Here is a 10,826-nt window from a genome sequence, read left to right on the forward strand (position 1 = left end):
TTCCTGATCAGAGCGACTGCATGGCGTTGCCGACTCTCCGCATCATCGGTTTCATTATCGGCATCTTCCTGATTACCCTGGCGATCGCCATGGTCGTGCCGATGATCACCCTGATGATCTTCCACCGCACCGCCGACATGCCGTCGTTTCTGTGGTCGAGTCTGATCACCTTCGTGTCCGGGCTGGCGCTGGTGGGTCAGGGCCGGCCCACGCATGTGCACCTGCGCCCACGGGACATGTACCTGCTGACGGTCAGCAGCTGGGTCATCGTCTGCATCTTCGCGGCGCTGCCGTTTCTGCTCACCCAACACATCAGCTACACCGACTCCTTCTTCGAAAGCATGTCCGGCATCACCGCAACAGGCTCCACCGTGCTCAGCGGCCTGGACACCATGTCCCCGGGCATCTTGATCTGGCGTTCGTTGCTGCACTGGCTCGGTGGTATCGGTTTCATCGGCATGGCGGTGGCGATTCTCCCGCTGTTGCGCATCGGCGGCATGCGCCTGTTTCAGACCGAGTCGTCGGACCGTTCCGAAAAAGTCATGCCGCGTTCGCACATGGTCGCCAAGTTCATCGTCTTGGTTTACCTCGGCATCACCGTGCTGGGAACGCTGGCATTCTGGTGGGCCGGCATGAGCCTGTTCGACGCCATCAATCACGCAATGTCGGCAATCTCGACCGGCGGTTTCTCTACCTCGGATCAGTCCCTGGCGAAATGGCCGCAACCCGCCGTGCATTGGGTGGCGATCGTGGTGATGATCCTCGGCGCCCTGCCGTTCACCCTGTACGTGGCGACTCTGCGGGGCAATCGCGGGGCGCTGCTCAAGGATCAGCAGGTGCAGGGCTTTCTCGTCCTGCTGCTGGTGATGTGGCTGGTGATGACCGCCTGGTACTGGGCAACGACCGATCTGCCGTGGTACGACGCGCTGCGTCATGTCGCGCTGAACGTGACCTCGGTGGTGACGACCACCGGATTCGCGCTGGGGGACTACAGCCTCTGGGGCAACTTCGCGCTGATGCTGTTCTTCTACCTGGGATTCATCGGCGGGTGCTCAGGGTCAACGGCGGGCGGCGTGAAGGTCTTCCGCTTTCAGGTCGCGTACATCCTGCTGCGCGCCAACCTGCACCAACTGATTCACCCGCGCGCGGTGATCAAGCAGAAGTACAACGGTCACCGGCTGGACGACGAGATCGTGCGTTCGATTCTGACCTTCTCGTTTTTCTTCACCTTCACCATCTGCCTGATCGCGCTGATGCTGTCGCTGCTGGGGCTGGACTGGATGACCGCGTTGACCGGCGCCGCCAGCACCGTGTCAGGCGTGGGGCCCGGGCTGGGTGAAACCATCGGGCCGGCGGGTAATTTCTCGACGCTGCCGGATGCCGCCAAGTGGATTCTGTCACTGGGCATGCTGCTCGGCCGACTGGAAATTATCACGGTACTGGTGCTGTGCATCCCGGCGTTCTGGCGTCACTAGAACACTACAGGCCGGGCGACGTTATTCCCGGAGCCAGAGAAATTTCGCGGCGGGCGGCGGGGCTCGGCTAAGCTCAGACGACACCCTGCCTCAGAGCACAGCCTCGTGGAAACAGTGAAGCGTTTCAGCCGATTCGCAGACTTCTACCCGTATTACCTGCATGAACATCGGGACAGTACGTGCCGCCGTCTGCACTTCATCGGCACGAGTCTTGTCATCCTGATTCTGGCGTTCGCCGTGCTCGGCGCTCACTGGACATTGCTGTGGGTCTTGCCGCTGGCGGGCTACACCTTCGCCTGGATCGGCCACTTCTTTTTCGAGAAGAACCGCCCGGCCACGTTCAAGCATCCGTTCTACAGCCTGCTCGGCGATTTCGTCATGTACAAGGACATGCTCAGGGGCAAAGTGCCGTTTTGACCGGCACTCTTCGGCGTCACCGATGGCGCCTTGCTGCAGCACCCTTCAAGCAAGACGCTGCCGGCGCTCAGACCGTCTCGCCCACCGGCTGCGGTGCTTCAGGGCTTTTGGCTTTTACGTGGGCATCGGCCAGCCGGAACAGCTCGATCGTGCCATCCCAGTGTTCGATCAAGGCGGTGCAGGACTCCACCCAGTCGCCGCAGTTGAGGTATTCCACGCCGCCCACCTGGCGGATTTCAGCGTGGTGGATGTGCCCGCACACCACGCCGTCCAGCCCGCGCTTCACGCACTCGTGGGCGATGGCTTCCTCGAAGTCGCTGATGAAACTCACCGCAGTCTTGACCTTGTGCTTCAGGTAGGCCGACAGCGACCAATAGCCGTAGCCGTATTTGGCGCGCCAGTGGTTGAGCCAGCGATTGAGGGTCAGGGTGAATTCGTAGGCCGAATCGCCAAGAAAGGCCAGCCAGCGGTGATAGCGAGTGATGACGTCGAACTGGTCACCATGGATCACCAGCAGACGACGGCCATCGGCGGTCAGGTGCACGGCTTCATCGACCAGCTGGATGTTGCCCAGAATGAGTTTTGAATAGCGGCGCAGGAATTCGTCGTGGTTGCCGGTGACGTAGATGACTTCGGTGCCGCGCTTGCTCATGGTCAGCAGGCGGCGGATGACGTTGGTGTGCGCCTGGGGCCAGTACATGCCGCCGCGCATCTTCCAGCCGTCGATGATGTCGCCGACCAGGTACACCTTGTCGGCATGGTATTGCTTGAGGAATCCGGAGAGGTGTTCGGCCTGGCAGTCGCGGGTTCCCAGATGCACATCGGAGATCCACAAGGTCCGAACACGTTGTTTACGACTGGGTTTCACGTTCTCGGCAATGCTCATGGACCACCTCCACTTTGGTTTCCCCCAGCGTGGACGTGGTCGGTGATATGAACATGACGGCTGTGTTTAGCTTTGATGACACGACATATCGGTTAACACTTTGCGAGGCCCGATGCGCATTCAGCTGTCGAGGCCGGCGTGACGATCGTTGTGACCCAGATCCCGGGCCGGGTCGATCTGGTCACGCACGCGCTGCTTGAGGGCTTTGGCCTCGGGAAACCCGCCGTCGGCCTTGCGCTCCCAGATCTGCACGTCATCGCAGGTGATGCGGAACACGCCGCCGGTGCCCGGAATCAACGACACCTTGCCGAGATCATCGGTGAAGGTGCTCAGCAGTTCCTGAGCCAGCCAGGCAGCGCGCAACAGCCATTGGCATTGCGTGCAGTAGGTGATGGTGATTTCAGGTTTGGCGGACATCGGTCAGCCCAACCCTGCCAGCAGATCACGGGCCGTTTGCTGCGGGCCGTCGTCGGCGCCGTCGATCACTTCCTGCAACAGCCGACGGGCCTCATCGACGTTGCCTTCGTCGATCAGCACTTGCGCCTCATTGATCTTGCTCAGCGGCTCTTCGTCCAGACTCAGCAAATCGAAGCCGCCCTCCTCGATCATGAAGCTGTCGAGAAAAGCGTCATCCAGCAAATCGCTGTTGCTCTGCACAATGGCTGCCGGACCTGGCTCGAACTGCACGTCCATCTCTGGAGGCGTTTCTTCTTCGGCGAAATCGCTGAGGAACTGCTCTTCCGGCATCTCGAAAACCTCGGGCAGTTGCGTGAGGTCGGACGAGAACGAGGTGTCCAGTTCAGGTTCGGCTTCGGGAGCAGGCGCGGGCTTGCGGGGCGCGGGCGTGCTGTCGAACGGATCGACCAGATCCCAGTCGGCGTCCATGGACAGGTCGTCGAGGTTGAGCTGGAAATCATCGGAAGGGTCAACCGGGTTCAGCGACGCGTCCGCATTTTCGTCCAGCTGGCCGGGATCTGTCAGGTTGAGCTCTGGGTGGTCGTCTGATGCTTGACTGGCCGAGAGGGTTTGACCCGCCAGCACCGCGGCGGCACCAAGCGCTGCTGCAGGCGCTGCCGCCGAGGTCATGGCAGGCGACGCGGAAGGCGCTTCGGGCGCAACGGGCTCGGGCTTCAGTTTCGGGTAACGATTGCGAATGTCCTGAAGCTTCTGCGTGTCGACACCCTGGCTCAGGAGAACGCTTTCTTCCTCGTCATACGCTTGCACGTCGCCCTGCTCGCCGAGCAGTTCAAGAATGCGCAGACGAACATCGGTGCGCTCGGGTTGTTTGTCCAACGCATCGCGCAGAATGGCCAGCGCTTCGGCGAAACGTCCGTAGGCGATGTAAATACTCGCACCATCCAGCGCGTCGGTGGCGGCACCGGCCAGGCGTTGGCCGGCAGGCGCTGCCGAGGCCGGGCGCGCGGTGGTGACGGACGGCACTTCGAAGACTGGCGTCACCGTGGCGGCAGACCTGACCACCGGCTCCACCGGAACGGGCTCCAGGGCCTGCTGATTTTTGATCCGGTTGCGGCGCACCGACCAGGCCAGCGCGAGGAGCAGCACTATCACCAACAGCGCTGCCAGAATCGACGTCCAGGGGAGTTCGTCGTCCACGGCGGCAATCGGCACCGGCGTCGGCGCTTGTACGGGAGTGATCGTCGGAGGTGGCGTTGAAGCGGGAGTCGATGTCGTCACCGACGCAGGCGTCGGAGCAACGGGCGCCGGTTTGGCCGACCCCGCCTTGAGTTCGGCAAGCTGGGTCTGCAGCTCGATGATCTGCTTGTCCTTGTCGGCCTCTTCGACGGTGGACGTCTGAACTTGCTGCTTGAGGTCATCCAGCGTTTTGTTCAATTGCTGGTTTTCCAGCGCTGTCGCCGACAACTGATCGACGGCGTTCTGGTTCGCCGGCGCGGACGTCGGGGCGGAGGCTGCGGCCGAGGTGCTGCCACCTGCAACCACAGGCGCACTGGCGGTCTTCGGTTCAACGGCATTGTCCGGCAGCAACAGGCTCTGACCGACCTTCAGCTGGCTGCGCTCACCATTGGGAAACGCTTGCGGATTGAGCGCCACTACACCTTTTATCAACTCAGCAGAAGAGGTCTTGCTCCCCGGCGCCTGTACCTGACGGGCAATACCCGCCAGCGTGTCGCCGGACAGGACCGTGTAATGCTTGCCCTGTCGAGCCTGAGGCGGCGCGACCGGCAGACGCGACTCATCGCTCTTCGCGCTGGCGGCTGGCGATTGAGCACGGCTGCGCGTCGCGGCAAGTCCTGTCGCCGATGTCGGCGGATCAAGCAGCACGGTGTATTCATGCAACTGGTCGCCGTTCGGCCGTACCAGCCTGACGAGGAAATTCAGATATGGCTCGGTGACTGCCTTGTGCGATTCAATGTGAATCACACTGCGGTTGCCACGGATTACCGCGGTGAAACGCAAGTCGTTGAGAAAGAACACGCGCTCAACGCCAGCCTTGGCAAAGGCCTCGGGCGGCGCCAGCCCGACGACGATTTCTTCGGGACTCAGCCCACCCGCTTCAATCAATTCGATATCGGCGTTGAAGGGTTGCCCGAGGGCAGAATGCAGGCTGATCTCGCCCAGACCCAGCGCAGCCGCCACGGAGCTGTGCAGCAACGCGGCCGACGCAAGACCGATGGCGAGCAAACCCGAACGAAGACCTGACTGAACGCGAAGGGGCGCACCCGCGACGCGACGACTACCGGCCTGAAAACTCTTCCGCATGCGAACCCTTTTGAAGACGAGGCAGGCTTCCCTGCACATTCGGTACGCCCGGACACGTCATCCGGGCAGCATCAGTATGGGTGCAAATAGAACAGGATGTTTCGCCCGCATCAATGTATTTGTCGCGGGCGTTCGCGCGGTTTTCAGGATTTTTCGAGATTGGCGAGGATTTTTGAATGAACGCGCATGCAAAGGCGCAGTTCTTCCTCATCGATGCCGGCGAAAAGCTCATGGCGCAAGGCGGTGGCGATGGTTTCGATTTTTTCGATCAGCGGCCGCGCGGTGTCACAGAGCACGATTTTTTTTGCCCGACGATCTTCGAGCACTGCCTGCCGGAGCACCAGCCCCTGATTTTCCAGACTGTCCAGCAGCCGGGCCAGGGTCGGCCCCTCAACGCCGACACTCTGGGCGAGTTCGCGCTGGGTCGGTGGCGTGTTGAAACGGGCCAGATGCAGCAAAACCAGCCAGCGCGCCTGGGACAATCCCAGATCTGCCAGTCGGCGATCCAGTTCCGCACGCCAGCCCCGGGACATATGGGCCAACTGCATGCCAAAGCGGTGTTCTTCGGTTAACGGCATAGGTAACTCGATGGTTAAAGGCAAATCCTAATTAATAGGCAGCTAACCATGGAGCCCGGGATGAGGCAAGCGCCTGGGCGCGGTGATTCGTCGCAGAGACCTGGGCGTGCCGGGATGCGGCGGGTATGCCTTGGGATTGCCTGGGATTTTTTGAGCGAGCGTGTGCAGCCGGCCGCGATTGCGTCGGGCTAAACCTCGAACTCCGACTGCAACGCCGCGCGCACGCAATACAGCACACCTTCGGGAACGCGCCCTGTAAACAGTTCGGCGATGGCGGCGACAGGGGGCAGCTCGCCTTCGCCATCAAGGAACGCGTCCTGAATCTCGGTCATCAGGTCCTCGGGCAGATCCAGTGCCTGATCCAGTGACAGCTGCTGTTTGCCAATGGCTTCGGCAAGCATCGTGTAGACGTTCTTCTCCGAGCACTGCAGTTGCCCGGCGATCTGCATCGGCGTCATGCCGGCGCGGGCAAGGCTGATGAGCTCGTGCCGCACATCGGCGACCACACGCGGGGCCGGTGCGGCACCGCCGAGCACTTCGAGGAATGCCTCGCCGTAACGCTCCAGCTTGCGAGCGCCCACACCGCTGACACGGCCCATTTCGGCCATGGTCCCCGGCTGACTGCGGAGCATTTCCAGCAACGTCGAATCCGGGAAGATGACGTAAGGCGGCACGCCATGTTCTTCCGCCAGCTTGCGCCGCAAAGCGCGCAGCGCCTCCCACTGCTCGCGCTCTTCGCCGCGCACCAGCTGGCTCGCCGGGCTGCCGGAAGCTTTCGCGGTGGTCTGCGGTTTCAGGTCACGGCGCAGTTGCAAGGTGACTTCGCCACGTAAGAGCGGTCGGCAGGTGTCGCTCAGGCGCAAGCCGCCGTAGCCTTCCAGATCAATGTCGGCCAGACCACGAGCCACCAGCTGTCGGAACAATGAACGCCATTCGCCTTCGCTGCGGCTCTTGCCGACGCCGAAGACCGCGAGCTTCTGATGACCGAAGCTCTGCACCTTGTCGTTTCCCTTGCCCAGCAAAACGTCCACCAGATGGCCCACGCCGTAGCGCTGGCCGGTCCGATAAATCGCGGAAAGCGCCTGTCTGGCAGGTTCGGTGGCGTCCCAGGTCTGCACGCCGTCGACGCAGTTATCACAATGCCCACAGGGGTTGGGCATGATTTCGTCGAAGTAGGCGAGCAGCGACTGACGTCGGCAACGGGTTTCTTCACACAGCGCCAGCATCGCGTCGAGCTTGTGCTGTTCGACGCGTTTGTGGCGCTCGTCGCCCTCAGAGTTCTGCAGCATCTGCTTGAGCATCAACACGTCTTGCAGACCGTACGCCATCCACGCATCGGCGGGCAGACCGTCGCGCCCCGCCCGGCCGGTCTCCTGGTAATAGGCTTCCAGGGATTTGGGCAGATCCATGTGCGCCACGAAGCGCACGTTGGGTTTGTCGATACCCATGCCGAACGCAATGGTGGCGACCATGATCAGGCCTTCCTCATTAAGGAAGCGGCGCTGATTGCTGGAGCGGGTTTCGATAGGCAAACCGGCGTGGTACGGCAGCGCCGGATAGCCGTTGTCGCTGAGGAACGCCGCGGTCTCTTCGACCTTCTTGCGCGACAGGCAATAAACGATGCCGGCGTCGCTGCGCCGCTCGGACAGAAACGCCAGCAACTGCTTGCGCGGCTGTTCCTTGGGCACGATGCGGTAAAAAATATTCGGGCGGTCGAAACTCGACAGGAAGCGCTCGGCGTTCTGCAGATGCAGACGCTCGACAATCTCTTCGCGGGTCCGCTTGTCGGCCGTCGCGGTCAGGGCGATGCGCGGCACGTCCGGAAACAGCTCGGCCAGTTGCCCCAGCTGCAGGTACTCAGGACGGAAATCATGACCCCATTGCGACACGCAGTGGGCTTCGTCGATGGCGAACAAGGCGATCTTGAGGTTCTGCAAAAACGACAGCATGCGCGGCTGAACCAAGCGCTCTGGCGCCAGATACAGCATCTTGATTTCGCCCAGACGAATGCGGTTCGCGAGGTCGCGTTGCTGCTCGGCGCTGAGCGTTGAGTTCAGCGCAGCGGCCGACACGCCCAGTTCTTCCAGGGTCGCCACCTGATCGTCCATCAACGCGATGAGCGGTGAAACCACCACCGCGAGACCGTCGCGCAACAGGCCCGGCACCTGGAAACACAGGGATTTGCCGCCGCCAGTGGGCATCAGCACCAATGCATCACCGCCACTGGCCACGCGCTCGATAATGGCACCCTGGCGACCACGGAAGCTGTCGTAGCCGAAGATGTCTTTAAGTACGCGTTGAGCCTGGTCGAGCATAAATACCCCGGATGGTGCCGCAACAGCGGTCGAGAATCGCTGTGGAAATCGCAAAGCGCGGCAGTATACCGGAGCGCTCCGACAGATTGGACAGCGGTGACACCGGCGGTCGAAATTAACCGGAATACCGATTCCAGTGGCCTCGCCGCTGGCGCCGGGCGCCCTCAGGGCCTAGAATTCAGCATCGTTTATTCCCAAGGTAGTCTGTCAATGTCCTTCGCTGAGCAATTACACCGCCTGCAAGCCTTCCTCGATGCCGATGAGCTGCATGACGAAGCGCTGGACTATGTAGCCGCCCACGGCTATTTGACCGCGCTGTCCATTTGCGCCGAAACCGTGCCGGATCGCGAGTGGATTGACGCACTGTTCGCCGAGCCTCCGCACTACGCCGACGAGGCGCAGCACCAGGAAATCGAAGCCACCCTGATCCAGCTCAAGGCGCACATCGCTCGCCAGCTGGCGTCGGACGAAGAGTTCGAATTGCCTTGCGATCTGGACCTGGGCGATGACCCTGATGACTCCGAGCTGCGTGGCTGGTGCATCGGCTTCATGGAAGGCGTGTTCCTCCGCGAATCTGCCTGGTTCGAGAACGACGAAGAGGAAGTCAGCGAGATGCTGCTGCCGATCATGGTCGGTTCAGGACTGTTCGATGAACAGCCAGAGTTCGCCGACATCGCTGCCGACGCCAACCTGATGGACGACATGATCGTGCAGATCCCGGAAGCGCTGACCGCGCTCTATCTGCTGCTGCAAGCCCCGGATGAAAAGCCGGCGATCCTCAAGCCTCGCCATCACTAAGCCCGACTTTCCCGACATTCAAGTTCCGCTATTACCCAGTGAGACCCGTACGAGCCGACTCCGGCTCGTACGACCCTTCCCCGCTACTTGTGTTTCTTGTCACTCTTCTTGAATGCCGCCTCGATCGCTTCGTTGATCGTGCGCAGTACCTTGACCCGCGCCCAGCGTTTGTCGTTGGCCTCGACCAGCGTCCACGGGGCGATTTCAGTGCTGGTGCGGTCAACCATGTCGCCTACCGCCTCGCGATACAGCGGCCACTTGCTGCGGTTGCGCCAGTCGTCCTCGGTTATTTTGTGGCGCTTGAACGGCACCTTCTCCCGCGCCTGAAAACGCTCCAGCTGGGTCTTGTCGTCGATCGCCAGCCAGAACTTCACCACCACGACGCCGAAGTCCGTGAGCTGCTCTTCGAAGTCGTTGATCTCGCTGTAAGCCCTCAGCCAGTCCGCCTCGGAGCAGAAGCCTTCGACCCGTTCGACCAGCACACGTCCATACCATGACCGATCAAATACGGTGAATTTTCCCCGCGCCGGAATCTGCCGCCAGAACCGCCACAGATAAGGCTGAGCCAGTTCGTCCTGACTGGGCGCGGCAATCGGCACAATGTGGTACTGGCGAGGATCAAGCGCCCCGGCGACCCGTTTGATCGCGCCGCCCTTGCCCGCTGCATCGTTGCCTTCGAACACCGCTACCAGCGAGTGACGGCGCATGCGTTTGTCGCGCATGAGCCCGGAAAGCCGCGCCTGTTCGGTAATCAGCTGATCGTCGTAGTCGTCCTTTTCGAGCGCCAGTGTCATGTCGAGGTTGTCGAGCAGACTCAGCTCATTGCTGTTGTTGGGCAAAGGGCCGAGGCCGACAAGGTGCGTCTGCCCTTCGGGAGTTTTCAGGGCGTTCTGCAAACCTTCGAGCAGCAAGCGGCCGACGGTCAGGCTGCGATAATTCGGGTCGACGCCTTCGATGACATGCCACGGCGCGTAGTCGCGACTGGTGCGGCGCAGCACGCGCTCGCCAAAACGCACGAAGCGGTCGTAGGTCTTCGATTGCTGCCAGTCCAGCGGGCTGATTCGCCAACTGTGCAGAGGGTCGTCTTTGAGGGTTTTGAGGCGCAGCTTCATGTGCCGCTTGGACAGATGAAACCAGAACTTGAAAATCACTGCGCCTTCGTCAACCAGCATCTTTTCCAGCCGCTCGGCACCGTTGATGGCCTGGTCCAGCACCGGGTCCTTGAACTGCTTGTGCACCCGCCCCTGAATCATCTGGCTGTACCAGTTCCCGAAAAACACACCGATGCGGCCCTTCGGCGGCAATTGGCGCCAGTAACGCCACACCGGCGGACGGGCCAGCTCTTCATCGGTCTGCTGATCGAAGGTGCGCACTTCGATGTAGCGGGGGTCCATCCAGTCGTTGAGCAGTTTGACGGTTTCGCCCTTGCCGGCGCCCTCGATGCCATTGATCAATACGATGATCTGGCGCTTGCCTTGTTCATGCAGTTCGTACTGAGCCTCCAGCAGCGCTTCGCGCAGGGCCGGGACTTCAGCATCGTAGGTTTCGTCGTCAATGGTGTGGCCGATTTCAGCGGATTCGAACATGCAGGGCTCCCTTCAGGATCGCTCAAGACTAA

General features: G+C 61.4%; 9 protein-coding genes. 3 read left to right on the forward strand and 6 right to left on the reverse strand.

The window, feature by feature from the left end:
• The first annotated feature begins 20 nt into the window (after positions 1 to 20).
• Together OKW98_RS22615 and OKW98_RS22620 are read left to right on the forward strand one after the other, a co-directional pair.
• Entirely contained in the window at positions 21 to 1,475 is a 1,455-nt protein-coding gene (locus tag OKW98_RS22615) for a TrkH family potassium uptake protein (RefSeq protein WP_265386742.1), read from the forward strand.
• A 105-nt stretch (positions 1,476 to 1,580) separates the two neighbouring features.
• A complete protein-coding gene (locus tag OKW98_RS22620) occupies positions 1,581 to 1,892 on the forward strand; it encodes a DUF962 domain-containing protein (protein ID WP_265386743.1) in 312 nt (103 codons plus the stop codon).
• A gap of 67 nt (positions 1,893 to 1,959) precedes the next feature.
• Here the strand turns inward: OKW98_RS22620 and OKW98_RS22625 are convergent, their stop codons facing one another.
• The 5 genes from OKW98_RS22625 to recQ form a co-directional block, all read right to left on the reverse strand.
• Positions 1,960 to 2,778 (reverse strand): UDP-2,3-diacylglucosamine diphosphatase, encoded by an 819-nt coding sequence (locus OKW98_RS22625; RefSeq protein ID WP_265386744.1) that lies wholly within the window; start codon positions 2,776 to 2,778, stop codon positions 1,960 to 1,962.
• Between the two features lie 120 nt (positions 2,779 to 2,898).
• The gene (locus OKW98_RS22630; RefSeq protein ID WP_265386745.1) at positions 2,899 to 3,195 is read right to left on the reverse strand and encodes a SelT/SelW/SelH family protein; all 297 of its coding nucleotides are present in this window, start codon (positions 3,193 to 3,195) and stop codon (positions 2,899 to 2,901) included.
• A gap of 3 nt (positions 3,196 to 3,198) precedes the next feature.
• Entirely contained in the window at positions 3,199 to 5,517 is a 2,319-nt protein-coding gene (locus OKW98_RS22635) for a FimV/HubP family polar landmark protein (RefSeq protein ID WP_265386746.1), read from the reverse strand.
• Between the two features lie 143 nt (positions 5,518 to 5,660).
• On the reverse strand, positions 5,661 to 6,095 hold the full coding sequence (locus tag OKW98_RS22640; protein ID WP_265386747.1) for a MarR family transcriptional regulator: 435 nt from the start codon (positions 6,093 to 6,095) through the stop codon (positions 5,661 to 5,663).
• A gap of 188 nt (positions 6,096 to 6,283) precedes the next feature.
• Positions 6,284 to 8,410: a DNA helicase RecQ gene (gene recQ, locus OKW98_RS22645; protein WP_265386748.1), complete on the reverse strand. Its 2,127-nt coding sequence runs from the start codon at positions 8,408 to 8,410 to the stop codon at positions 6,284 to 6,286.
• 210 nt (positions 8,411 to 8,620) lie between these two features.
• Here recQ and OKW98_RS22650 point away from each other — a divergent pair, with 210 nt between their 5' ends.
• A complete protein-coding gene (locus tag OKW98_RS22650; protein ID WP_037017255.1) occupies positions 8,621 to 9,208 on the forward strand; it encodes a YecA family protein in 588 nt (195 codons plus the stop codon).
• An 83-nt stretch (positions 9,209 to 9,291) separates the two neighbouring features.
• Here OKW98_RS22650 and pap read toward each other — a convergent pair whose 3' ends face one another.
• Positions 9,292 to 10,794 (reverse strand): polyphosphate:AMP phosphotransferase, encoded by a 1,503-nt coding sequence (gene pap / locus OKW98_RS22655; protein WP_265386749.1) that lies wholly within the window; start codon positions 10,792 to 10,794, stop codon positions 9,292 to 9,294.
• Positions 10,795 to 10,826 lie beyond the last annotated feature (32 nt).

Origin of the sequence: Pseudomonas sp. KU26590 (assembly GCF_026153515.1) — a bacterium.
GTDB lineage: Bacteria > Pseudomonadota > Gammaproteobacteria > Pseudomonadales > Pseudomonadaceae > Aquipseudomonas.